Raw genomic sequence first — 22,432 nt, forward strand, 5'->3', positions numbered from 1 at the left:
CCGTGATGGCCGCGCACCAGCGCGGCCATCACGGCCTTCTGCACATGCAACCGGTTCTCCGCTTCGTCGATGGCGATGCACCGCGGCGAATCCATGACCGCGTCGGTCGCCTTGACGTTGCGGCGCAGCGGCAGGCAATGCGAGAACACGCCATTGTTGGTCAGCGCCATCTTGGCCTCGTCGACGATGAAGTGCCGATACTGGTCGCGGATGGGTTTTTCCGGGCCCCAGTTGCCGAAGAACGGCAGCGCGCCCCAGCTCTTGGCGTAGACCACGTCGGCGCCGCGGTAGGCGCTGTCGATGTCGTGGCTGACGGTCAGCGAGCCGCCGCTCTCGGCGACGTTGTGCTCGGCCCAGTCCATGTAGCGCTCGTCGAGGATGTAATCCGGCGTCGGGCACAGCAGGGTCACGTCCATGCCCATGCGCGTGGCAATGGTCAGCGCGGAGTTGGCGACCGCGGTATTCAGCGGCTTGGGATGGTAGGTCCAGGTCAGCACGTATTTCCTGCCGCGCAGGTCATTGCTGCCGAAGTGCTCCTGCAGCGCCAGGATGTGCGCCAGTTCCTGGCAGGGGTGGGTGATCGTCTCCATGTTGATGACCGGCACCGGCGAATACTTCGCGAACGCCTTGAGCACCCGGTCCTGGCGGTCGATCGACCAGTCGACGAACTTCGGGAACGCACGCACGCCGATCAGGTCGACATAGCGACCCAGCACCCGCGCGACCTCGGCCACGTGTTCCTCGGTGTCGCCGTCCATCACCGAGCCCAGGTCGAACTCGATCGGCCACGCGTCCTTGCCCGGCTGCAGCACCACGGCATGGCCGCCGAGCTGGAACGCGCCGAGCTCGAAGCTGGTGCGGGTGCGCATCGAGGGGTTGAAGAACAGCAGCGCGATCGAACGTCCCTTCAGCGCGTCGCCGAGCTTGTCGCGCTTGAGCGCGGCGGCATGCGACAGCAGCGCGTCGAGGTCGGCGCGGCTCCAGTCCTGGGTATTGAGGAAATGACGATTGACGGTGCTTGCGTTCACTGCGGGAGTCGTCCTGGGCTGCGGGGCGTGGGTCGGAGAAGCGTCTGGAACGGAACTGCGGTCGGCGGAAACGAAAAAACCCGGCATCGGCCGGGTCCTGTCAGAACTTGCGCTTGCACGCGAACGTCCGGCCTAACCCGAGAAGGTGTCGGTTTCCGGTCGGCGCGCGCGCGAGGTCATCCCGGCCGCCATGCGGGCGGAGGTGAGGATGTCGGCGTCGGCGCGGAGGTTCTGCATCGGCGCGCATCGTCGCATGCAGGGCGCTGCGCTGCAACAGGCGGAGCCACGCGCGCCGCCGAAAGGCTCGGGAAGGAAACGGACGCCGTGGCGAGGCGGGTGCCCGACACCCATGGCGACGGCCCGGCGCAGCCGGCTGGCGTTCTTCCGGGCCTCTTCAGCGCTCCTCGGGCGGGACGATGACCGGCGTCACCGACACGCGCACGCGCATCCGGTTGCCGGGGTCGTAGGGCAGCCGCGAGCGGTACTTCACGCCCTTGTGCACGTAGTCGACGTCGTAGGCGATCGGCCGCCGGAACTCGCGCTCGATCGGCACCATGCGGCAATTGCCGCCGGCGGAGCGGTCGACCTCGTCGACCCGCTCGTCCTCGGAGCGCAGCACGTCCTTGACCGCGCCGACCACGCGGGCGAAGCCGCGCCGCTGTTCTTCCGGCGCCGCGACCGGGGTGGTCGCCTCGCAGCGCTCGACCATGCTGGTCGCGCGCAGGGTCTGGTAGACCGGCTCGGCGCGCAGCACCTGGGCGTACTCGACCCGTGCGTTCTCGATCTGCATCGGCGGCGGCGGTACGACCTGCTGCGCCATCGCCAGGCCCGGGCAGGCGCAGACGGCCGCAAGCAGCCATGCGGGGCGCGGCAGGCGCGGCGATCGGATCCGGCGGCAGGGAGCGGGCATCGGCGGCAGTTTAGGCGCTGCTTCAGCAGCGGGGGCTGAATCGGCATCGTTGCCGGCCCGCCACGACCGCCGGATCCCGTCTCCGGCGGCGACGTTGGCCCCGTCCGCCGCCGGGGCCGGTAGAATCGGCCGGTTTCCCGACGATCCGCGCAATGACCCTGCACCTGTTCAACAGCCTGACCCGCCGGGTGGAGCCGTTCGCCCCGCTCGACCCCGCCTGCCCGACGATGTACGTCTGCGGCCCCACGGTCTACAACTACGTGCACATCGGCAATGCGCGCGGCCCGGTCGTGTTCGGGGTGCTGGCCGACCTGTTGCGGCGCCGCTACGGCGGGCTGAAATACGCGCGCAACATCACCGACGTCGACGACAAGATCAATGCCGCCGCTGCCGCGCAGGACGTGCCGATCTCGGCGATCACCGACCGCTTCGCCGCCGCCTACCGCGAGGACATGGCCGCGCTGGGCGTCGCCCCGCCGGACATCGAGCCGGCGGCCACCGCGCACATCGGCCCGATCATCGCGATGATCGAGCGCCTGATCGCCAGCGGCCACGCGTACGCGGCCGAGGGCCACGTGCTGTTCGCGGTCGACACCTTCGCCGACTACGGCAAGCTGTCGCGCCGCGACCCCGACGACATGCTGGCCGGCGCCCGCATCGAGGTCGCCCCGTACAAGCGCGGCGCCGGCGATTTCGTCCTGTGGAAACCGTCGACGCCCGACCTCCCCGGCTGGCATTCGCCGTGGGGCGTGGGCCGTCCGGGCTGGCACATCGAATGCTCGGCGATGGCGGCCGCGCACCTCGGCGAGACCATCGACATCCACGCCGGCGGCATCGACCTGCAGTTCCCGCACCACGAGAACGAGATCGCGCAGAGCGAATGCGCCCACGGCGGCCACACGTTCGCGCGGGTCTGGCTGCACAACGGCATGCTGACCTTCGCCGGCGCCAAGATGTCGAAGTCGATCGGCAACATCGAGCGCGTGCACGACCTGGTGCAGGCGCACCCGCCCGAAGCGCTGCGCTACGCGCTGCTGTCGGCGCACTACCGGCAGCCACTGGACTGGTCGGACGCGCTGATCGAGCAGTCGGTGCGCACGCTCGACCGCCTCTACGGCACCCTGCGCGACCTTGCCGACGTCGACGCCGGACCGCGGATCCCCGACAGCATCGAGCGCGCGCTCGACGAGGACCTCAACACACCGGCCGCGCTGGCCGAACTCGCGCGCATCGCCGGCGAGGCGCGCAAGGCCGTGGATGCGGACACGCGCGCAGCGCTGAAGGCGGAACTGCTCGGCGCCGGCCTCGCACTGGGCCTGCTGCAGCAGGCGCCGGCCGACTGGTTCGCCCGCGGCGTCGCCGACGACGACGACGCACGGATCCAGGCGCTGATCGACGCGCGCATCGACGCGAAGAAGGCCCGCGACTTCGCCCGCGCCGACGCGATCCGCGACCAGCTCGCGATCGCGGGCATCGTGCTCGAGGACACGCCGCAGGGCGTGCGCTGGAAGCGCGGCTGAGGTATCGGCGGGTCGAGACCCGCCCTACGCCGCGCTGAAGACAGAAGGTTCTTCGCCGGCTGCCGCGAATCCCGATCGCAGGTCGGGGCAACCCCCCGACGCGCCGGGAACCGCGCTGCCTTTCCCTTCTCCCGCAAGCGGGAGAAGGTGGCGCGAAGCGCCGGATTAGGGCGATTTTTGCGCCTTCTGCACGCCCCCATCCGCCCTTCGGGCACCTTCCACCCGTAAAGGGCGCAATGCCCGCAAACGGGGGAAGGGAAAGGCAGCGCTATTCACCAGACCCGGGGGAAGACACCAACGAAACCGGGACCCGGATTCCGGAAACCTTGTCCCGATTCCCGAATCCCGAGCTTCAGATGCGGCGGAACACCAGGCTGCCGTTGGTACCGCCGAAGCCGAACGAGTTCGACATGGCGTACTCGACCTGGACCTCGCGCGCGGTGTGCGGCACGTAGTCGAGATCGCAGCCCTCGCCCGGGTTGTCGAGGTTGATCGTCGGCGGAATCACGCCGGTGTGCAGCGCCATCGTCGAGAACACCGCTTCGACGCCGCCCGCCGCGCCCAGCAGGTGCCCGGTCATCGACTTGGTCGAGCTGACCATGACCTTGGCCGCATCGTCGCCGAGCACGCTCTTGATGCCCATCGTCTCGGCGAGGTCGCCGGCCGGGGTCGAGGTGCCGTGCGCGTTGATGTAGCCGATCTGCGCGGGCTCGATGCCGGCATCCCGGATCGCCGCACGCATGCAGCGCGCCCCGCCCTCGCCGTTCTCGCTCGGCGCGGTCATGTGCCAGGCGTCGCCGCTCATGCCGAAGCCGGCGAGCTCGGCATAGATGCGCGCGCCGCGTGCCTTGGCGCGCTCGTATTCCTCCAGGACCAGCACGCCGGCACCGTCGCCCATGACGAAGCCGTCGCGGTCGCGGTCCCACGGACGCGAGGCCGCGGTCGGGTCGTCGTTGCGCGTGGACAGCGCCTTCATCGAACAGAAGCCGCCGACCGAGGTCGGCGTGGTCGCGAACTCGGCGCCGCCGGCGATCATCACGTCGGCATCGCCGTACTGGATCATGCGCGCCGCCAGGCCGATGTTGTGCGTGGCCGTGGTGCACGCAGTCACCGCGGCAATGTTCGGTCCCTTGGCGCCGGTCATGATCGAGACCTGGCCGGAGATCATGTTGATGATCGTGCTGGGCACGTAGAACGGCGAGATCTTGCGCGGGCCGCCCTCGTGGTACTTGATCGCGGTTTCCTCGATGCCCTTGAGCCCGCCGATGCCGGCACCGATCGCCACGCCGATGCGTTCGGCGTCGTCCTCGCGGATCTCCAGCCCGGCATCGCCGATGGCCATCATCGCGCCGGCCACGCCGTAGTGCACGAACGGGTCCATCTTCTTGATGTCCTTGGGGCCGATCCACTGCGCGGGGTCGAAGTCCTTGACCTCGCCGGCGATGCGCGTGGCGAACGCGGAGGCATCGAAATGGGTGATCGGGCCGATGCCCGAGCGGCCGTTGACGATGCCGTCCCAGCTCGACGCCAGGTCGTTGCCCAGCGGCGAGAGGATGCCGATGCCCGTGATGACGACGCGGCGCTTGGCCATGATGGTCTCCCGAAGTGACGGATGCGGCGCGCAACGCTGCCGCCAATATGCGCGAGGCCGCATCGCGGCCTCGTACTGGTTCCAGGTGATGCGCCGGCCGTGGCGGCCGGCTTTCCGCGCAGGCCGGCGGGCCGGCGATGCGCGGTCGCGGGCATCAGCCCTTGGCGTGCGACTTGATGTAGTCGATCGCCTGCTGCACCGAGGTGATCTTCTCGGCTTCCTCGTCCGGGATCTCGCACTCGAACTCTTCTTCCAGCGCCATCACCAGCTCGACGGTATCCAGCGAGTCCGCGCCCAGGTCGTCGACGAACGAAGCGCTGTTGCTCACTTCATCTTCCTTGACGCCCAGCTGTTCGATCACAATCTTCTTGACGCGTTCTTCGATGTTGCTCATAGGTTGTCTGCTCCGGGGAGGCGGTTTTCGGTGGATAGTGTAAGGGAAAGCCGGGCCATGGGCGCACCACCATCTAAGCCCTTGCCATTCAATGACTTGCCCTCGAAACAGGGACGACGACCCGCACGTCTCAGGGCATGTACATGCCGCCGTTGACGTGCAGCGTCTCGCCGGTGATGTAGGACGCCGACGGCCCGGCGAGGAACGCCACCGCATCGGCGATGTCCGACGGCTCGCCGAGGCGGCCGAGCGCGATCTGCTGGATCAGCGCCTCCCTGGAGGCTTCCGGCAGGTCGCGGGTCATGTCGGTGGCGATGAAACCGGGCGCGACCACGTTCACGGTGATGCCGCGCGAGCCGATCTCCTTGGCCAGCGACTTGCTGAAGGCGATGATCCCGGCCTTGGCCGCCGCGTAGTTGGCCTGCCCGGCGTTGCCGGTCACGCCGATCACCGAGGCGATGTTGATGATGCGGCCGTGGCGCGCCTTCATCATGCCGCGCAGCACCGCCTTGGACGTGCGGTAGACGCTGGTGAGGTTGGTGTCGAGGATCGCCTGCCAGTCCTCGTCCTTCATCCGCATCAGCAGGTTGTCGCGGGTGATGCCGGCGTTGTTGACCAGGATCGAGACCGGACCGAACTCCTTGGCGACGGCGTCGACCAGCGCCTCGATGGCGCCCGGCGCGGTCACGTCGAGCACGCGGCCGTGGCCGCCGTGCGCGGCCAGGCGCTCGCCGATCTTCGCCGCGCCGGCCTCGCTGGTCGCGGTGCCGATGACGGTCGCGCCCTGCGCGGCCAGCGTGTCGGCGATCGCCGCACCGATGCCGCGGCTGGCGCCGGTGACCAGTGCGATCGCGCCGGAAAGGGGTGTGCTCATGGAATGCTCCGGGAATGCGTTGGTTTTCCGCGGCTCCGCGCGGACGGGCGCGGATGAAAGCGGGAAACGCATTGGATCAATGTGCTTGTTGCTTTCGATCCGATCCGCGTTTGTCCGCGTGGATCCGCGGCAAGGGAATCAGTCGCCCCATCCGTTGAGGGCGGACGAGAACTCGTCGACGGTGCCCAGCGGGCGCGCGTCGATCGACCTGTCGATGCGCTTGACCAGGCCGCTGAGCACCTTGCCCGGGCCGCATTCGCCGATCCGGGCGACGCCGCGCGCGGCCAGCGCCTGCACGCATCCGGTCCACTGCACCGGCAGGTACAGCTGGCGCACCAGCGCGTCGCGGATCGCCGCGACGTCGTCGTGGACCTGCGCATCGACGTTCTGCACCACCGGAATCGACGGCCCGGTCCACAGCATGCCGCCCATCGCCTCGGCCAGCTGGTTGGCGGCCTCGCGCATCAGCGGCGTGTGCGACGGCACGCTGACCGCCAGCCTGACCGCTTTGCGCACGCCACGTTCGGCCAGCAGCGCCAGCGCCTTGTCGACCGCGCCGGCATGGCCGCCGATGACGATCTGCCCCGGCGAGTTGTAGTTCGCCGGCACCACGACCTCGACGCCCGAGGCCTGCTCGCAGACCTCGGCGACGATGGCGTCGTCGGCACCGATCACCGCGGCCATCGCGCCGGTGCCTTCGGGCGCGGCGCTCTGCATCAGCTGGCCACGCACGCGCACCAGCTGCGCGGCGTCGCGCAGTGCGATCACGTTGGCCGCGACCAGCGCCGAGTACTCGCCCAGGCTGTGGCCGGCCAGCCACGCCGGCTGCGCGCCGTCCTGCTGCAGCCATGCGCGCCACACCGCCACGCCCGCGGCCAGCAGTGCCGGCTGGGTGTACTCGGTGCGGTTCAGTTCGACCTCCGGGCCACCCTGCGACAGCGCCCACAGATCGACGCCGGCACCGTCCGAGGCTTCCTCGAAGGTCTCGCGGATCACCGGGTGGATTTCGGACAGCTCGGCCAGCATGCCCAGCGACTGCGAGCCCTGGCCGGGAAACACGAATGCGAGTTGCGATGCGGTCACGCGATCTTCCAGCGCTGGAAACGGGGGCGATGATAAGCGCCAACCGCCGGCATTGTCTGTACCGGGGCGTATTGCGGCGCGGCCGGCGCAACGAGGCGCGCGGGCGCCGCGCAGCTCAGAACAGCATCTGCAGCAGCTCGATCTCGCCGTCCTCGAGCCAGTCGGCCAGCAGCGCGACCACGACCAGCACCGGCAGCAGCGTGGCGGCGCGTACGACCAGGATCGAATGCGCGAGCTGCCGCGCCGATCGTCCCAGCCAGCGGATCCTCTGGGCGAAGCCCTGCAGGCGTTCGACCCGCTGCGCCTGATGGACCACCTCGTCGGGTTCGGCATGCAGCCCGCGTGCGAGCATCCCGGCCAACGCATCGGTGCGACCGTCGTAGTACTTCGCCACGCCGAACGCGAACAGCAGCCAGTCGCGGGCCTGCGCCTGCGGCAGCGACATCACCTCGAGCGGATCCTCCTCGAAATCGAGGAAGCCGACGTTGCCGGCATCGTCGATGGCGATGTTGCGCGGAATCGCCTGCCCGAGGTAGGCGCCACGCGCATGCGCATCGGCGATCGCGGCGATCACGCGCGTGGTGAGTGCGTCGATCGCGTCGGCGTCGCCATCGGCCGCGCGCAGCCGCGCCGCCATCGTCATGCCGATGTCGCTGAGCAGCAGCGTGGACTCACCCTCGCCGATGACGCGCGGCACGCGCACGCCCAGCGCCTCGAGTTCGGCCAGGCGACGCGCTTCGATCCGCCTGGCTTCGCCGCCTCCCGGATGCGGCGGTGGCCGCAGGGCGTCGAGCTGCAGGCCACGTGCGATCGCGTCGAGCACGCCGAGGCTCAGCCGCCGGCTGCCGGCCCGGTCATAGGCCTTGAGCCAGGCGTCATGCCCGGCCACCACGATGGTTTCCACGCCCATGGGTCTTCTCCTCGTCGCTGTGGACCCCGGCGGCCCCACGCTGCGGCGGCCCTGCGCCACGACAACCGGTGGATCAATAGCGCAGCAGCGCCGAACCCCACGTGAAGCCGCCGCCGAAGGCTTCCAGCAGCACCAGCTGGCCGCGCTGCACGCGCCCGGAGCGCACCGCCTCGTCCAGCGCCAGCGGCACCGATCCCGACGAGGTGTTGCCATGCCGGTCGACGGTGACAACGACCCGGTCCATCGGCATCTCCAGCCGCTTGGCGGTCGCCTCGATGATGCGCAGGTTGGCCTGGTGCGGGATCAGCCAGTCGATGTCGCGGCGGTCCAGGCCGTTGGCCTCCAGCGTCTCTTCGACCACCGAGTCCAGCGCCTTGACCGCGTACTTGAACACGTCGCTGCCGGCCATGCGGATGCGCACCCCGGCGTTCTTCTCGTTTTCCCTGAAGCCGGCCGACACACCGACCGGATTCCACAGCAGTTCCTTCTTGCCGCCGTCGGCGTGCAGATGGGTGCTGAGGATGCCGGTCTCGCTGTCGGCCTTGAGCACGACGGCGCCGGCACCGTCGCCGAACAGCACGCAGGTCGTGCGTTCGGTCCAGTCGACCATCCGGGTCAGGGTTTCCGCGCCGACCACCAGGACGGTCTTCGCATCGCCGGACTTGATGAACTTGTCGGCGACCGACAATGCGTACAGGAAACCGGAACAGGCGGCATTGACGTCGAACGCGCCGCAGCCGTTGGCGCCGAGGCGCGCCTGCAGCAGGCAGGCGGTCGACGGGAAGATGATGTCGGGCGTGGTCGTGCCGAGCACGATCAGGTCCAGCTCGCCGGCCTCGACGCCCGCGGCTTCCAGCGCGCGGACCGCGGCGTGGTAGGCCAGGTCGCCGGTGGTCTCGCCTTCGGCGGCGATGTGGCGCTCGCGGATGCCGGTGCGGCTGGCGATCCATTCGTCGCTGGTGTCGACGAACTTCGACAGGTCGTCGTTGGTCAACACCTTCTCCGGCAGGTAGCTGCCGGTGCCGGCGATTCGGGAGTAGATGCGTTCGCTGGTCATCTGGACTGCGGTCCTCGCAGAAGTCACGCGCGGCACGGCGCGCGTGGAACGGGCGACCGGGTCAGGCGGGCAGCCGGAAGCAGTCGACCAGAAGCCTGCGATCGGGGCGTGGCGTCACCGCCTCCGGTCGCCGGCACGGGGCATCCATGCCGACACGACAACGGCCATGCACAGGGCACGGCCGGCATCGTGACCACCCGCCGTCGTCACGACGGCGGGCGTTGCGATCAGTCTTCCTCGACGACGCGCGTCTTCGGCTGGATGACCTGCTTGCCGCGGTAGTAGCCGTCGGCGGTGACGTGGTGGCGGATGTGCGTCTCGCCGGTCGTCGGGTCGGTCGCCAGCTGCTTGGCGGTCAGCGCATCGTGCGCACGGCGCTGGCCACGACGGGAGGGGGAAACGCGGGATTTCTGCACAGCCATGGGAATTGCTCCAGCAACAGGTTCAGTTGTTTCGGTCTTTCTTCAGGGTCGCCAGCCCGGCGAACGGGTTGACGCGTATTTCTTCTTCCGCCGTCACCGGCCAGTCGCGATCGACCGCTTCCGAGCCCGGCGCCACCGGAATGGCCGGCACGGCGAGGATCAACTCGTCCTCGACCAGCTCGGCCGGTGCCAGCATGCCGTCTTCCGGCACCAGCAACGGCTCGTAATCGGGCAGCAGGCCGGCCTCGTCCGCCTCGTCGCGGATCAGGCCGAGCCGCTGCACGATCCGCACCGGAAACACGAACCGCTGCAGGCTGCGCTGACAGGTCAGCGGCAGGTCTGCTTCGATACGCAGTTCCACATACGGCGCCCGCAGGGCGTCATGGTCGAAATCCAGCGAGCAGACCACCTCGCCCCCGGTATCGGCCAGCACATCGCGCAGGCGCGTCATCGACGACAGCGGCAGCCGCCCCTCAAGACGACTCCTGGCCGCAACCATGCGCCAAGCATCAACCAACCCGGGCATTTCGGCGGACATAAGCCGCTGAATATTAAAGATCGCGAATCCTGCTGTCAAACCGGGCGCTGCCGGACCGGTGCCGCCCGCCGCCCGGGTCCAGCGGCGGTTTGCCGGTCGCGGCGGCGGACGTCAGACTGCCCGCCTTTGCCGGGGACCCGCCTTGTCGGGAAAATGGAGCCGACGTGTCGTTGGTCGACGTGCTGTTGCCACTGCTGGGCGTGCTGCTGGCCGCGACGATCGCCATCGTCGCCGCCGCCCGACGACGCGTCCATCGCCGCCGCGCCGCGTTCGCACAGGTGCTCGATGCCGCCGATGCGCTGGAAGCCCGGCTGCGGCTGGCGCGCGCGGAGACCGGAACCGTGGCCGGCACGGACGGGGACCCGGTGCGTGAGGCGTTGCAGGAAATGCTGCGCCAGCGCCTGTGGCTGCAGCAGCATGGCGCGTCCGCCAGTCCGGCAACGCTGGACACGATGCGGGCCTCGATCGAAGCCGCGCGCGGCCGACTCGAACAGCAGCTGCAGCGGATCGCGGATGCGCGCGGGCACGCCCTGCCATGAGTCGCCGGTCATGGGCATGACGAAAACGCCGGCACCGCGCCTGATCCTCGGCTCGACCTCGCCCTACCGGCGCGAACTGCTGGCACGCCTGCGGCTGGATTTCGAATGCGCCCGGCCGGACGTCGACGAGACCCCGCGCCCCGGCGAGGCGCCAGCCGCCCTCGCCGGCCGGCTGGCCGTCGCCAAGGCCCGCGATGTCGCCATGCGCCACCCGGGCGCCTGGGCCATCGGCTCGGACCAGGTGGCCGAACTCGATGGCCGGCCACTGGGCAAACCCGGCGACCGCGCAGGCGCGATCGCGCAGCTGACGGCGATGTCCGGACGCACCGTGCACTTCCATACCCACGTGGCGCTGGTCAACGGCATCCACGCGCCTGCCGACGGCGGTCCCGGCAACGGCGCGCTGCTGCAGGTGCACGACCGGACCGAGGTGCGGTTCCGACGGCTCGAGCGCGGCGAGATCGAACGTTATGTCGACGCCGAGCAGCCGTTCGACTGTGCCGGCAGCTTCAAATGCGAAGGCCTGGGCATCGCGCTGTTCGAGGCGATCCACAGCGACGACCCGACCGCGCTGGTCGGCCTGCCGTTGATCGCCACCGCCCGGCTGCTGCGCGAAGCCGGGTTTCGCTGCCCCTGAGGAGTGCAGTCCCGGCGCGCGCCGGCCCGTCCCGCGAAGCGGCAGATCGTCCGCCTCTGTACCGCGTCAGAGGTTGAGAGTAAATCGAACGCCGTAGCGAGAACGTCGCCGGGCGTCCGTGGCGGCGGTCGCAATCGACGGGCGAATACTCTCAGCCTCTCAGTCCATTGGCAGGATACGCAACGGCTGTTCGGCCCAACGCTCCACCGATCCGTCCCTGCCAATGATCTCGATGCCGAGCCAGTACGTCCCCGGCGCGCGATCACCGACATCGACGGTCGCGGCGAAGCCGACATCCGGTTGCGAGGGGTCACGCGAACCGCCCTGCAGGAACTGGCTGACCCAGCCGTTGGCGATACCGTACCGGGCATCCGCCACCGGCGCACCGTCGAGGGTGACGACCACCGATGCCACGCCGCTACCGTCCTTGACCGCCCAGCCGCGCACCTCGAAGTGCCCGGACACGCGCGCACCGGGCGCCGGTGCGTCGACATGCGCGACCGCGGGCGTCACACAGTCGCCGTCGGCGGCCGCGCCGGGGTCCAGCCGCGCCAGCACGAATCGCTGCCCACCGCGGTCGGCGTTGACCACGCGGGTGACCGGAAGGCCACCCATCCGCGCGCAGATCGCCTGGTAACGCGCGAGCAGCGCGCTGAACTTCACGTCACTGGCGCCGACCACCAGCAACACCGGGCGCCCGCCGAGCTCGGCACGGTCGCCGAGTTGCAGTCCCCACAGCTGCAGCTGCGGTGCGCGGCCGTGATGCCGGTTGAGCGGATGGTCGAGCACGCGGATGTCGCGCCGGTCGAGCGCGAATCCGAGTTCCGCGGCGACCTTGAAGTTGTCGGCCACCAGCACGGTGTCGTCCGGCATCTCGCCAAGCTGCTGGCGGACGGCCGTGGCCAGCGTATCCCAGCCGGCGAAGTTGGACGGATACCATTTCTGTGCCGCCATCTGCGCGCGCAGCTGCGATGATGAGACCGCCGAGTAGTAGCCGACGACGCCGACGAACCCCAGCGCCAACGTGGCCCAGGTCGCCACCCGCAGCCAGCGCGGCCACTGCGCCAGCACGAATCCGACCAGCGGCAGCAGCGCGATGTAGCCCGGCAGCGGCCAGTGGAAGCTGACGCGCTCGGTGTCGGCGACGAAGCCGAGCACGCAGAAGCCCAGCACCAGCAGCCCGCCGCAGATCGCCAGGAACCGCGCGGCATCGTTCGGCGCCTTGCGTCCGCGCCAAGCACCGATCATCAGCGCGACGAACAGCAGCGGCGTGACCAGCAGCGCCTGCACGACCACGAACAGCCAGCCGTCGGCATGCAGCGCCCACGGGTGCCGGTCGACCAGTTGGAAGCGCAGGCCCGCCTCGGCGTTGTCGACATTCCAGATCAGCAGCGGTATCCACGCCGCGGCGCCGAACGCGATCGCGATCCACACCCGCGGATCGCGCAGCACCTCGCGTCCGCGCGGCAGCCACAGCAGCACGACGATGCCGACGCCGATCACGGCGATGAAGCGGTAATGGCTGAGCGCGCCCAGCGCCAGGCCCAGCGCCAGCAGCAGCGCCGCGCCATGCGTGACCTCGCGCAGCAGGCGCATGCCGGCATCCAGGCACAGCACAGTCGCCAGCGCGAGCACCGCATCGGGCAACGCCATCACCCCGAGCGATCCCAGCAACGGCAGCAGCAGCGCCGCGCAGCCGGCGATCCAGCCGGCATCGGTGTCGAACTCGCGCGCGGTCATGGAGACGATCAGCCACGGCACCAGTGCCGAGATCGCCAGGAACGGCAGCCGCACCGCGAGCACGCCGTCGCCGAACAGCGTCGTGCCAAGACGGATCAGCCAGGCGGTGAGCCCGGGCAGGTCCGAATACGCCCAGGCCAGATGCTGGCCCTCGAGCCAGTAGAACGCCTCGTCGACGAACAACGGCAGACGCGCTGCGATCACCAGCTTGAGCGCCATGATCGCGATCCACAGGACGATGAAGACCGTCCGCACTTCCATCCGCCGCATTGAACTCGACCTCGTTACACTCGGGAAATTGCCGCAGGAGCCCGCCATGCCCGACTCGCCCTCGAACCGCGCCATGCTACCCGACCGTCAGCGCGAGGCGTTGTCGCGGGCGCAGCGACAGGTCAACAGTCTGGTGCTTGGCAAGAAAGATGCCGTGACGATGGCTTTCGTCGCCCTGCTTGCGGATGGACACATCCTGATCGAGGACCTGCCGGGACTGGGCAAGACCACGCTGGCGCATGCGCTGGCCGCGACCGTCGGGCTCGAGTTCCAGCGCGTGCAGTTCACCTCCGACCTGTTGCCTTCGGATGTCGTCGGCGTGTCGATCTACGACGGCAATGCGCGCCGGTTCGAGTTCCACGCCGGCCCGGTGTTCACCAACGTGCTGCTGGCCGACGAGATCAACCGCGCGCCGCCGCGGACCCAGAGCGCGCTGCTCGAAGCCATGGCCGAGCACCAGGTCACCGTCGACGGCACCACGCACGCGCTGCCGGATCCGTTCTTCGTCATCGCCACGCAGAACCCGCTGGACCTGGCCGGCACCTACCCGCTGCCCGACTCCCAGCTCGACCGCTTCCTGCTGCGGCTCAACCTCGGCTACCCCGACGCCGACACCGAACGCGAGCTGCTGACCGGAAGCGATCGCCGCGCGCTGATCGCCGCCGCGCTGCCGCTGCTGAGCGGCGGCGACCTGCTGGTCCTGCGGACCACGGTAACCGAGGTCCATGCCAGTGCCGCGCTGATCGACTACGTGCAGGCACTGCTCGCGCGCAGCCGCCATCATCCGGGCGTGCGCGTGGGCCTGTCGCCGCGCGCGGGACTGGCGCTGCTGCGCGCCGCGCGTGCGCTGGCGCTGCTGGAAGGCCGCGACCACGCCCTGCCCGACGACGTGCAGCGGCTGTTCCCGGCGATCGCCGCGCACCGGCTGGTGGCCGATGCCGACGCCGGGTCCGGCGACATGCTGGCGCAGGCGATCCTGCGGGCGGTGGCGGTCGACTAGGCCGCGACGATGGCATCGCTTGCGCAGCGGGTCCGGCGGCGCGCCGAGGCCTGGGCCCGGCCGAGGGGGCCGGAAACGCTGCCCGTGCGCCTCGACCGGCGCCGGATCTACATCCTGCCGACCGCGTTCGGCTGGTTCCTGGTGGCCCTGCTCGCGACGATGGCGGTGGGCGCGCTGAACTACAACAACAACCCGGCGCTGCTGCTGTGCCTGCTGCTGGTGGGTGCGGGCATGGCCAGCCTGCTGTGGACCCATCTGCAACTGAGCGGGCTGGAAATCCGGGCGATGCAGGCCGAACCGGTCGCCGCCGGCACGCCGCTGCCGTTGCGGCTGCACGTGGCCGCGCCGGCCGGGCGCGGGCGCCGTGGCCTGCGGGTGAGCGTCGGCGATGCCGGCGCGTGCCTGTCGCTCGACGGCGGCATCGGCGGGGCGGTGCTGACGATTCCCACCCACCGGCGCGGCTGGCTGCACACGGGCCGCCTGCGCGTCTCGACCACGCGTCCCCTGGGCCTGGCCCGCGCATGGTCGTGGGTATGGCCGGACACGCCGTTGCTGGTCTACCCGGCGCCGGAAGCGGCCGGCCCCGCACTGCCGCTGGGCAGCGGCGAAACCGCGCAGGCGCGGCTGCACGCGGCCGGCGAGGACCTGCACCACCTGCGCGACTGGCGCCAGGGCGATGCGCGTCGGGCGATCGCATGGAAACCCTCCGCGCGGCGCGATGCGCTGGTGGTCCGCGAGTTCGAGCGCCCGCAGGGCGCCGATGTCGTGCTCGACTGGCAGTCGCTCGCCGGACTCGGCGACGAGGACCGCATCCACCGTCTCGCGCGCTGGGTCGACGAGGCCGAACGTGATGGCGTGCGTTATCGCCTGCAGCTGCCGTCGCAGCCGGCCATCGGTCCCGGTCGCGGCGTCCAGCATCGCCACGACTGCCTGCGCGCGCTGGCGCTGCTGCCGCAGGCGCATCCGGCATGAGCGGCGCGCGCGCCGCGGCGCTGCCGCTCGACGATGCCAGCCGGCGCGGCGTGCTGCTTGCCGGCGCCGCCTGCCTGCTTCCGTTGCTGCTGCAGCTGCCCGGCATGCTGGCGATCGCGGTCGCGCTGATCGCCACGACCACCGGCCTGATCGCAGCGCGCCGCACCGTGCCGGCCTGGCTGCGCGCGCTGCTCGCGCTGACCCTGCTCGGCCTGGTGCTGGTGCACAGCGGCTTCTCGTTCGGCCGCGACACTGGCTGCGCGCTGCTCGCCGCGATGCTGGCGATCAAACCGTCGGAACTGCGCAGCATCCGCGACGCGCGCAGCCTGATCGGCTTCGCGCTGTTCGCGCCGTTCGCGACCTTCCTGCTCAACCAGGGCCCGCTGTCGTTGCTGCTCGGCCTGCTGGGCGCGTTGCTGGCAATGGCGGCGACGGCGCGCCTGTCGGCGCAGGAAGCGGGACTGCCGCCGGCACCCGGCGACGGCCGGCGCCAGCTCGGCCTGGTGCTGCGGCTGACCGCGATCGGCCTGCCGCTGGCGCTGGCGGCGTTCTGGCTGTTTCCGCGCATCGCCTCGCCGCTGTGGGGCGTGCCGCAGCTGTCGGCGGCGCGGCCGGGCCTGTCGGACGAGATGTCGCCCGGCCAGTGGCTGGACCTGATGGCCGACGACACGCCCGCGCTGCGCGCGTCCTTCAATGGCCCGGAACCGACGCCGCGCGAGATGTATTGGCGCGGACCGACCCTGAACGATTTCGACGGTCGCAGCTGGACCGCATCGCAGTGGCTGCGCCACCTGCCGCCCGCCGAGGTCGTCCACGGCAGCCCGGCCTGGGATTACGAGATCACCCTGGAGCCGACCGAACGCCACCTGCTGGTCGCGCTGGAGATGCCGGTCGAACTGCCGGAGGGCGTGCGCGCCTCGCACGAGTACACCCTGACCAGCATGCGCCGGCTCGACCAGCTGAGCCGCTGGCACCTGCGTTCGGCCCCGCCGGTGCAGTTCGAGGCCGAACTGCCGATGACGCTGCGCTCGCTGGCGCTGCGCCTGCCCGAGGGCTTCAACCCGCGCACCCGGGCGCTGGCCATGCAGTGGCGCGCCGAAGGCGACGACGACGCGGCGATCGTCGAACGCGCGCTGGCCTGGATCCGCGCCGAGTTCGCCTACACGCTGGACACCCCGCTGCCGGGTCGGCATGCGGTCGACGAGTTCCTGTTCGAGCAGAAGGCAGGCTTCTGCGAACACTTCAGCTCCGCCTTCACCGTGCTGATGCGCGAGGCCGGCATTCCGGCACGCGTGGTCACCGGCTACGTCGGCGGCGTCCGCAACCGCTACGGCAACTACTGGGTGGTGCGGCGCATGGATGCGCATGCGTGGACCGAAGTCTGGCTGGACGGGCGCGGCTGGGTGCGCGTCGACCCGACCGCCGCGGTGGCGCCGGAGCGCATCTACGACACGCTGGAGGACCGCCTTGGCGCCGGCATCGGCGGTGCTGCGGGCGAAGGGTTGCTGTCGCCGCTGCTCGATCTCGGCGACTGGGCGCTGCGCGGCTGGAACGACTTCGTGCTCGGCTTCGATGCCGGCCGCCAGCAGCGGCTGTTGCAGCGCATCGGCATCCGCCACCTCGACGCGCCCGCCCTGATCGCGCTGTTCTCGATGTTCGCCGCACTGGCGCTGGGCTGGATGCTGTGGCTGGTCGCGCGCGGCGAACGCGAGCGCGACCCGCTGCTGCGCGCCTGGCGGCAACTGGGACGCCGCTATGCACGGTTCGGGCTGGCGCCGCGCCCGGACGAACCGGCGACCGCGTGGCTGCGCCGGGTGGAAAGCGTGCGGCCCGGCGGCATCGGGCACCTGGCGGCGCTCACCCGCCGTTTCGTCGCCGCGCGCTACGCTTGTCCGGAAGGCGCCGTCGCGGACCCGGACCTGCCGCGCGACCTGCGCGCGCACCGCCCGGCGCCCATGCAGCCCGGCACCACGCAATCCGGTCCGATGGAGACATTCCGATGATCACCCGCATGCTGTCCCTTGCCGGCCTGGCCCTGCTGCTGGGCGCCTGCGCCTCGCAGCCCAAACCGCTGCAGGGCGCGTATACCGAGCTCACGCCCCACGATGCCGCGCAGGGCGACAGCACCGGCGCCCGGGTGCGCTGGGGCGGGCGTATCGTGCAGGTGGAGCCGCGTCCCGACGCGACCTGCTTCGAGATGATCGCCACCCGCCTGACCGCGACCGGGCGACCGTACTGGGCCAGCGACGACACCAACGGCCGCTTCATCGCCTGCCGCGCCGGTTTCTACGACCCCGCGGTATTCGAGAAGAACCGCGAGGTGACCTTCACCGGGCGCATCGCCGGCTACGACAACCGCCGCATCGGCGAATACGACTACCGGTTCCCGCGCGTCGACGCCGACGTGGTGTACCTGTGGCCGATCCGCGAACAGGTCGACGTCATCACCCGCCCGGCGCCATGGCCGTGGTGGGGCTACTGGTAATCAGCGGCATCTGCAGGCGCGGTCCATGGCCGCGCCCGCGGATCACGCGGCCGGCGTACCGAAGCGCCCCAGCTGCGCGCCGGCCAGCAGGTGCAGATGGATCTGGAACACGGTCTGCCCGCCGTGGCCGTTGCAGTTCATGACGATGCGATAGCCGTCCTCGGCGAAGCCCTGCTGCTGCGCGTAGCGCGCCGCGGCGACCGCGAGCCTGCCGATGATCTCCGGCGCGTCGGCCGGCAGCTCGTTGAGCGTGGGAATCGTCCGCTTGGGCACGAACAGCACGTGCACCGGTGCCTGCGGCGCGATGTCGCGGAACGCGATCAGGTCGTCGTCCTCATAGACGATGTCGGCCGGGATCTCGCGGCGGATGATCTTGTGGAAGATGGTGTCGTCGGACATCGGCATGCTCCTGTCTGGAATCGAACCTGTCTGGCATCGGGTCGGGGAAGTGCGGCGCGGCGGGTCGCGGCGCGCACATGCGCTCAAAGCGGGATGTCGCTGCGGCTGCCGAACGCGTGCGACAGCGTGCCGCGATCGACGTATTCCAGTTCGCCGCCGAGCGGCAGGCCGTGCGCCGGCCGGCTCGGGCGCACGCCGTGCTGGCGGGCGATCTGCGCGAGGTAGTGCGCGGTCGCCTCGCCCTCGACCGTCGGGTTGGTGGCGATGATCAGCTCCTGCACCTCGCCTTCGGCCAGCCGCGCGGCCAGCAGGTCGAGGCCGAGCTCGCGCGGGCCGATGCCGTCGAGCGGACTCAGCCGCCCCTGCAGCACGAAGTACAGCCCGCGGAATCCGGTCGCCTGCTCGATCGCCAGGCGGTCGGCCGGCGACTCGACCACGCACAGCAGCTGCCGGTCGCGGCCGCTGTTGCCGCAGGTCGCGCAGACCACGGTCTCGCTGAAATCGCGGCAGCGCTGGCAGTGGCCGATCTTCTCGATCGCCTCGGCCAACGCGGCGGCCAGCCGCGCGCCGCCGTCGCGTTCGCGCTCGAGCACGTGGTAGGCCATGCGCTGCGCCGATTTCTGGCCGACGCCGGGCAGCACGCGGAACGCGTCGATCAGTTGTTCGAGCAGGGACACGGGGACGTGATTGGCAATTCGTGATGACCGGACATTCGTCCGTTGACGACCGTGATGGGCAAAGAACTAGAGGAGATCCGGCTGGCGCCTGTTCCAGTCACCGATCACGGCACTTCAGAACGGCAGCTTCATGCCGGGCGGCAGCGGCATGCCGGCGGTCGCACCGGCCATGCGCGACTTCGATTCGGCATCGATCTTGTTGGACGCGTCGTTGAACGCCGCCGCGACCAGATCCTCGGCCATTTCCGGATCGGCCAGCACGCTGGGGTCGATCCGCACCTTGCGGCACTCCTTGTTGCCGGTCAGGGTCACGCTGACCATGCCGCCGCCGGCGCTGCCGGTGACTTCCAGGCTGGCAAGCTCCTGCTGCACGCGCTGCATGTTCTCCTGCATCTTCTGCGCCTGCTGCATCAACTGGGCGATGTTTCCACGCATCATGGGGTTCCTTGTTCGTCGTAGGGGCGAATGGAATCCGGCACGAGTCTGGCGCCCTGCTGCGACATCAGGCGCTGCACGTCCGGATCGGAAAGAAATGCGGTTTCGGCCGCCGACTGGCGCGCCTCGCGGTCGCGCGCGTTGCGCTCGTGCAGGGTCGGCACCGCGCCGGCCGCGGCGGCCTCGAAGCGGATCTGCACCGCGCCGCCGAGCGGGCCGGCCAGCGCCTTCGCCAGCTGCTCGACCATGATCGGTGCCTTCAGGTGGTCGTCGGAGGCCGGCAGCGCCAGCTTCAGCACGCCGTCGTCGAACGCGACGAACGCGGCGCTTGCGGCCAGTTCGCGTACCGGTCCGCGCAGCGGAAGTCCGGCGACGAGGTCGAGCCAGCCATGCGCGTCGAGCTGCACGGCCGCGCACGCCGGCGCCGCGGAAGGCGCGGGCTGTGGCGGCTTGCGCGGCGGCGCGGGCTCGGCCGCGGATGTCGGCGCCTCGGGTTGACCGCGGCCAGGTGGCAAGGATGCCGGCGTCGCCTCGTGCAGCGACGGCGGCGGCGCCCGGCCCGGATCGGGCGCTGCCGGTGCCGGCGCCGGCGCCGATGCCGACGGATGCGCGGCCTGGGCCAGCGCCGCGCGCGCGGCGGCCGCGCCGCTGCGGCCCGGGCTCGGCGACTCGGCCTGGCCGCCCTGCGGCGACGGCGTGCCGGCCGCGGCTGCGGCGGGACGGAACGCGAGCATGCGCAGCAGCGTCATCTCGAAGCCGGCGCGCGGGCTCGGTGCCAGTGCGATGTCGCGGCGGCCATTGAGCGCCATCTGGTACCACAGCTGCACGACCTCGGGACGGACCGCGTCGGCGATCCCGTCGACATCGACGCCATCGGCTTCGATGCCGACCTCCGGCACCAGCTGCCGCACCTGGATGCGGTGCAGCGCCTCCGACACCGCCTCCAGCACGCCCGACCAGTCCGGCGAGAACTCGGCCAGCGTCGCGATCTCGGCCATCAGCTGCGCGCCGTCGCCGGCGGACAGCGCCGCTAGCAGGGCGCCCACGCGGGTACGGTCGACGCTGCCGAGCATCGTCGCCACCGCCGCGTCGCCCAGCGCCCCGCCCTCGCCGCCCGCGCCGGTATAGGCGATCGCCTGGTCGAGCAGCGACAGGCCGTCGCGCAGGCTGCCGTCGGCGGCCTTCGACAGCTGGCGGATCGCGCCCGGCTCGGCGGCGATGCCCTCGGCCTCCAGGATGCGCGTCATCTGGCCCTGGATCTGCTGTTCGTCCAGCCGCTTGAGGTTGAACTGCAGACAGCGCGAGAGCACGGTCACCGGCAGTTTCTGCGGATCGGTCGTCGCCAGCAGGAACTTCACGTGCCCCGGCGGCTCCTCCAGCGTCTTGAGCAGCGCGTTGAACGCCGACTTCGACAGCATGTGCACTTCGTCGATCAGGTAGACCTTCACCCGGCCGCGCGAGGGCATGTACTGGGCGTTGTCGATCAGCTCGCGCACGTCGTCGACGCCGGTGTTGCTGGCCGCGTCGATCTCCAGCAGGTCGATGTAGCGGCCGGCGTCGATCGCCTTGCAGGTCTCGCACTCGCCGCAGGGATCGGACGAGGTGCCGCGCTCGCAGTTCAGGCTCTTGGCGAAGATCCGCGCGATCGTGGTCTTGCCGACGCCGCGGGTGCCGGTGAACAGGAAGGCGTGGTGGACCCGTCCGGTCTCCAGCGCATTGGTCAGCGCGCGGACCACGTGCTCCTGTCCGACCAGCTCGGCAAACCGCTTGGGGCGCCACTTGCGGGCGAGGACGAGATAGGACATCCGGCTATTCTGCCACGGCTGTCCAGTGGTTCCGTTGCGGGTGGAGGCGAGGCGGCGTCGAACGCGGCATCCTTTTTCCGACAAAGGCGGATGGTCCCGGCACACCAGCTGAACGGAGGCGCCGTCGAGCCCTGCACGGTGCCCGGAATCGCTCCGGGCGAATCTGTCGAACCGGGTGGGTGCGTTTCCCCCTCTCTCCGCCAGAAACGCGAAACGCCCCTTGCGGGGCGCTCTCGAAATCACGGATGAAATCGCGACCCGGACGCCTGACGGGGGATTGACTCGGGCCATCCATGGCCCTCGCCCCTGCGGGGCAGCCTGCGGCTGTCCAGATTCGCTCCCGGCGAATCTGTCGAACCGGGTGTTCTCATCAAACTCCCCTCTCTCCGCCAGAAACGCGAAACGCCCCTTGCGGGGCGCTTTCGAAATCACGGATGAAATCGCGACCCGGACGCCTGACGGGGGATTGACTCGGGCCATCCATGGCCCTCGCCCCTGCGGGGCAGCCTGCGGCTGTCCAGATCGGCAGTCCTGCCGATCTGTCGAACCCGCGCGGGTGCGTTCACCCCCTCTCTCCGCCAGAAACGCGAAACGCCCCTTTCGGGGCGCTTCGCGTTTCTGGCGGAGAGAGGGGGATTCGAACCCCCGAAGCGCGGTTTAGACGCTTACACACTTTCCAGGCGTGCTCCTTCAACCACTCGGACACCTCTCCTGAACCTGTCCCGGCGGGCCCTGCGGGCACGACACAGCGGCAGGCCGCTGCGGGCCGGCCATTCTATCCGCGGGCGGTCGGGGCCACAAGGAACCGCAGGGGCGCGAGGTTGCAAGGCGGAAGCCAGGGCGCACACCCCATCCGATAGGCGCCGCCGCGATCGCCTGCTAGAATCCGCGTCCCCGCCGGCGGCACGCGGCAAGGGACCGGGCGCAAGCGCTGGTGCGAGTCTCCATGGTGGCCCCGTCGGCCCCTCGCGACGCTAGACCGAAAATCCCGCCAGGGCCGGAAGGCAGCAACGGTATCGGTCGATGCGGGCGCCGAGGTCAGTCGGCGGGGCCATCGCCATTGCAGGCACCTCCAGATTCAGGTCCTGCAGCCATCCATGGCGCAGCTCTTGTGACTTCCGGGCCGGCCTGCCCGGCCATCCGTGG

At 70.4% G+C, this 22,432-nt stretch carries 22 protein-coding genes, 1 tRNA gene and 1 other RNA gene; 8 read left to right on the forward strand and 16 right to left on the reverse strand.

Annotated elements, in window-relative coordinates; genetic code table 11:
• Both LDO26_RS09240 and LDO26_RS09245 read right to left on the reverse strand, forming a co-directional pair.
• A partial coding sequence (locus LDO26_RS09240) for an N-acetylornithine carbamoyltransferase (protein WP_232130806.1) occupies positions 1 to 1,028 on the reverse strand: 1,028 nt, incomplete at its 3' end.
• Between the two features lie 394 nt (positions 1,029 to 1,422).
• Complete coding sequence (locus LDO26_RS09245; RefSeq protein WP_232130807.1) at positions 1,423 to 1,938, reverse strand: glycine zipper 2TM domain-containing protein; 516 nt, start codon at positions 1,936 to 1,938, stop codon at positions 1,423 to 1,425.
• A gap of 152 nt (positions 1,939 to 2,090) precedes the next feature.
• On the opposite strand from LDO26_RS09245, the gene cysS reads away from it, so the two are divergent.
• Positions 2,091 to 3,458 carry a cysteine--tRNA ligase gene (gene cysS, locus LDO26_RS09250; protein ID WP_232130808.1) on the forward strand — a complete coding sequence of 456 codons (1,368 nt, stop codon included), beginning with the start codon at positions 2,091 to 2,093 and terminating at the stop codon, positions 3,456 to 3,458.
• A 352-nt stretch (positions 3,459 to 3,810) separates the two neighbouring features.
• On the opposite strand, the gene fabF is transcribed toward cysS, so the two are convergent.
• The 8 genes from fabF to LDO26_RS09290 form a co-directional block, all read right to left on the reverse strand.
• Positions 3,811 to 5,049, reverse strand: a complete 1,239-nt coding sequence (gene fabF, locus LDO26_RS09255; RefSeq protein ID WP_232130809.1) for a beta-ketoacyl-ACP synthase II — start codon at positions 5,047 to 5,049, stop codon at positions 3,811 to 3,813.
• A 154-nt stretch (positions 5,050 to 5,203) separates the two neighbouring features.
• Positions 5,204 to 5,443, reverse strand: a complete 240-nt coding sequence (gene acpP / locus LDO26_RS09260) for an acyl carrier protein (protein WP_101926605.1) — start codon at positions 5,441 to 5,443, stop codon at positions 5,204 to 5,206.
• 130 nt (positions 5,444 to 5,573) lie between these two features.
• A complete protein-coding gene (fabG, locus tag LDO26_RS09265; protein ID WP_232130810.1) occupies positions 5,574 to 6,317 on the reverse strand; it encodes a 3-oxoacyl-ACP reductase FabG in 744 nt (247 codons plus the stop codon).
• 138 nt (positions 6,318 to 6,455) lie between these two features.
• Positions 6,456 to 7,400, reverse strand: a complete 945-nt coding sequence (fabD, locus tag LDO26_RS09270; protein ID WP_232130811.1) for an ACP S-malonyltransferase — start codon at positions 7,398 to 7,400, stop codon at positions 6,456 to 6,458.
• A 115-nt stretch (positions 7,401 to 7,515) separates the two neighbouring features.
• Positions 7,516 to 8,310, reverse strand: coding sequence for a BUD32 family EKC/KEOPS complex subunit (locus LDO26_RS09275; protein WP_232130812.1), 795 nt, complete (start codon positions 8,308 to 8,310; stop codon positions 7,516 to 7,518).
• A gap of 73 nt (positions 8,311 to 8,383) precedes the next feature.
• The gene (locus tag LDO26_RS09280) at positions 8,384 to 9,367 is read right to left on the reverse strand and encodes a beta-ketoacyl-ACP synthase III (RefSeq protein ID WP_232130813.1); all 984 of its coding nucleotides are present in this window, start codon (positions 9,365 to 9,367) and stop codon (positions 8,384 to 8,386) included.
• Positions 9,368 to 9,594: 227 nt separating this feature from the next.
• The gene (gene rpmF, locus LDO26_RS09285; RefSeq protein ID WP_232130814.1) at positions 9,595 to 9,789 is read right to left on the reverse strand and encodes a 50S ribosomal protein L32; all 195 of its coding nucleotides are present in this window, start codon (positions 9,787 to 9,789) and stop codon (positions 9,595 to 9,597) included.
• Positions 9,790 to 9,811: 22 nt separating this feature from the next.
• Entirely contained in the window at positions 9,812 to 10,327 is a 516-nt protein-coding gene (locus LDO26_RS09290; RefSeq protein ID WP_232130815.1) for a YceD family protein, read from the reverse strand.
• A 164-nt stretch (positions 10,328 to 10,491) separates the two neighbouring features.
• Here LDO26_RS09290 and LDO26_RS09295 point away from each other — a divergent pair, with 164 nt between their 5' ends.
• Both LDO26_RS09295 and LDO26_RS09300 read left to right on the forward strand, forming a co-directional pair.
• Positions 10,492 to 10,866 carry a hypothetical protein gene (locus tag LDO26_RS09295; RefSeq protein ID WP_232130816.1) on the forward strand — a complete coding sequence of 125 codons (375 nt, stop codon included), beginning with the start codon at positions 10,492 to 10,494 and terminating at the stop codon, positions 10,864 to 10,866.
• Positions 10,867 to 10,882: 16 nt separating this feature from the next.
• The gene (locus LDO26_RS09300; protein ID WP_232130959.1) at positions 10,883 to 11,503 is read left to right on the forward strand and encodes a Maf family protein; all 621 of its coding nucleotides are present in this window, start codon (positions 10,883 to 10,885) and stop codon (positions 11,501 to 11,503) included.
• A gap of 159 nt (positions 11,504 to 11,662) precedes the next feature.
• Here LDO26_RS09300 and LDO26_RS09305 read toward each other — a convergent pair whose 3' ends face one another.
• Positions 11,663 to 13,504, reverse strand: a complete 1,842-nt coding sequence (locus LDO26_RS09305) for an ArnT family glycosyltransferase (RefSeq protein WP_232130817.1) — start codon at positions 13,502 to 13,504, stop codon at positions 11,663 to 11,665.
• 55 nt (positions 13,505 to 13,559) lie between these two features.
• On the opposite strand from LDO26_RS09305, the gene LDO26_RS09310 reads away from it, so the two are divergent.
• From LDO26_RS09310 to LDO26_RS09325, 4 genes are read left to right on the forward strand one after another with little or no spacing between them, the layout of a single operon-like run.
• Entirely contained in the window at positions 13,560 to 14,513 is a 954-nt protein-coding gene (locus LDO26_RS09310) for an AAA family ATPase (RefSeq protein ID WP_232130818.1), read from the forward strand.
• 9 nt (positions 14,514 to 14,522) lie between these two features.
• The gene (locus LDO26_RS09315; protein WP_232130819.1) at positions 14,523 to 15,485 is read left to right on the forward strand and encodes a DUF58 domain-containing protein; all 963 of its coding nucleotides are present in this window, start codon (positions 14,523 to 14,525) and stop codon (positions 15,483 to 15,485) included.
• Positions 15,482 to 17,488 (forward strand): transglutaminase TgpA family protein, encoded by a 2,007-nt coding sequence (locus tag LDO26_RS09320; RefSeq protein WP_232130820.1) that lies wholly within the window; start codon positions 15,482 to 15,484, stop codon positions 17,486 to 17,488. Before LDO26_RS09315 ends, LDO26_RS09320 begins: the two co-directional genes overlap by 4 nt.
• Positions 17,485 to 17,970 carry a Slp family lipoprotein gene (locus tag LDO26_RS09325; protein WP_232130821.1) on the forward strand — a complete coding sequence of 162 codons (486 nt, stop codon included), beginning with the start codon at positions 17,485 to 17,487 and terminating at the stop codon, positions 17,968 to 17,970. Before LDO26_RS09320 ends, LDO26_RS09325 begins: the two co-directional genes overlap by 4 nt.
• Before the next feature lie 42 nt (positions 17,971 to 18,012).
• Here the strand turns inward: LDO26_RS09325 and LDO26_RS09330 are convergent, their stop codons facing one another.
• The 5 genes from LDO26_RS09330 to LDO26_RS09350 form a co-directional block, all read right to left on the reverse strand.
• Positions 18,013 to 18,369: a histidine triad nucleotide-binding protein gene (locus LDO26_RS09330; RefSeq protein WP_232130822.1), complete on the reverse strand. Its 357-nt coding sequence runs from the start codon at positions 18,367 to 18,369 to the stop codon at positions 18,013 to 18,015.
• An 83-nt stretch (positions 18,370 to 18,452) separates the two neighbouring features.
• Entirely contained in the window at positions 18,453 to 19,046 is a 594-nt protein-coding gene (gene recR / locus LDO26_RS09335) for a recombination mediator RecR (protein WP_232130823.1), read from the reverse strand.
• A gap of 114 nt (positions 19,047 to 19,160) precedes the next feature.
• Complete coding sequence (locus tag LDO26_RS09340; protein WP_232130824.1) at positions 19,161 to 19,481, reverse strand: YbaB/EbfC family nucleoid-associated protein; 321 nt, start codon at positions 19,479 to 19,481, stop codon at positions 19,161 to 19,163.
• Entirely contained in the window at positions 19,481 to 21,286 is a 1,806-nt protein-coding gene (gene dnaX / locus LDO26_RS09345) for a DNA polymerase III subunit gamma/tau (RefSeq protein ID WP_232130825.1), read from the reverse strand. Before dnaX ends, LDO26_RS09340 begins: the two co-directional genes overlap by 1 nt.
• A gap of 619 nt (positions 21,287 to 21,905) precedes the next feature.
• A tRNA-Ser gene (locus LDO26_RS09350) sits at positions 21,906 to 21,998 on the reverse strand.
• Positions 21,999 to 22,241: 243 nt separating this feature from the next.
• Here LDO26_RS09350 and ffs point away from each other — a divergent pair.
• Positions 22,242 to 22,338, forward strand: an RNA gene (gene ffs, locus LDO26_RS09355) — signal recognition particle sRNA small type.
• Positions 22,339 to 22,432: the final 94 nt, after the last annotated feature.

Origin of the sequence: Proluteimonas luteida, assembly GCF_021191695.1 — a bacterium.
GTDB lineage: Bacteria > Pseudomonadota > Gammaproteobacteria > Xanthomonadales > Xanthomonadaceae > Luteimonas > Luteimonas luteida.

Excerpts from the sequence above, each read along its gene's own strand:
- LDO26_RS09245 (WP_232130807.1), bottom strand. The coding sequence starts at position 1,938 with ATGCCCGCTCCCTGCCGCCGGATCCGATCGCCGCGCCTGCCGCGCCCC.
- cysS (WP_232130808.1), top strand. The coding sequence starts at position 2,091 with ATGACCCTGCACCTGTTCAACAGCCTGACCCGCCGGGTGGAGCCGTTC.
- fabF (WP_232130809.1), bottom strand. The coding sequence starts at position 5,049 with ATGGCCAAGCGCCGCGTCGTCATCACGGGCATCGGCATCCTCTCGCCG.
- acpP (WP_101926605.1), bottom strand. The coding sequence starts at position 5,443 with ATGAGCAACATCGAAGAACGCGTCAAGAAGATTGTGATCGAACAGCTG.
- fabG (WP_232130810.1), bottom strand. The coding sequence starts at position 6,317 with ATGAGCACACCCCTTTCCGGCGCGATCGCACTGGTCACCGGCGCCAGC.
- LDO26_RS09275 (WP_232130812.1), bottom strand. The coding sequence starts at position 8,310 with ATGGGCGTGGAAACCATCGTGGTGGCCGGGCATGACGCCTGGCTCAAG.
- LDO26_RS09280 (WP_232130813.1), bottom strand. The coding sequence starts at position 9,367 with ATGACCAGCGAACGCATCTACTCCCGAATCGCCGGCACCGGCAGCTAC.
- rpmF (WP_232130814.1), bottom strand. The coding sequence starts at position 9,789 with ATGGCTGTGCAGAAATCCCGCGTTTCCCCCTCCCGTCGTGGCCAGCGC.
- LDO26_RS09290 (WP_232130815.1), bottom strand. The coding sequence starts at position 10,327 with ATGTCCGCCGAAATGCCCGGGTTGGTTGATGCTTGGCGCATGGTTGCG.
- LDO26_RS09300 (WP_232130959.1), top strand. The coding sequence starts at position 10,883 with ATGACGAAAACGCCGGCACCGCGCCTGATCCTCGGCTCGACCTCGCCC.
- LDO26_RS09305 (WP_232130817.1), bottom strand. The coding sequence starts at position 13,504 with ATGGAAGTGCGGACGGTCTTCATCGTCCTGTGGATCGCGATCATGGCG.
- LDO26_RS09310 (WP_232130818.1), top strand. The coding sequence starts at position 13,560 with ATGCCCGACTCGCCCTCGAACCGCGCCATGCTACCCGACCGTCAGCGC.
- LDO26_RS09315 (WP_232130819.1), top strand. The coding sequence starts at position 14,523 with ATGGCATCGCTTGCGCAGCGGGTCCGGCGGCGCGCCGAGGCCTGGGCC.
- LDO26_RS09320 (WP_232130820.1), top strand. The coding sequence starts at position 15,482 with ATGAGCGGCGCGCGCGCCGCGGCGCTGCCGCTCGACGATGCCAGCCGG.
- LDO26_RS09325 (WP_232130821.1), top strand. The coding sequence starts at position 17,485 with ATGATCACCCGCATGCTGTCCCTTGCCGGCCTGGCCCTGCTGCTGGGC.
- LDO26_RS09330 (WP_232130822.1), bottom strand. The coding sequence starts at position 18,369 with ATGTCCGACGACACCATCTTCCACAAGATCATCCGCCGCGAGATCCCG.
- LDO26_RS09340 (WP_232130824.1), bottom strand. The coding sequence starts at position 19,481 with ATGCGTGGAAACATCGCCCAGTTGATGCAGCAGGCGCAGAAGATGCAG.
- dnaX (WP_232130825.1), bottom strand. The coding sequence starts at position 21,286 with ATGTCCTATCTCGTCCTCGCCCGCAAGTGGCGCCCCAAGCGGTTTGCC.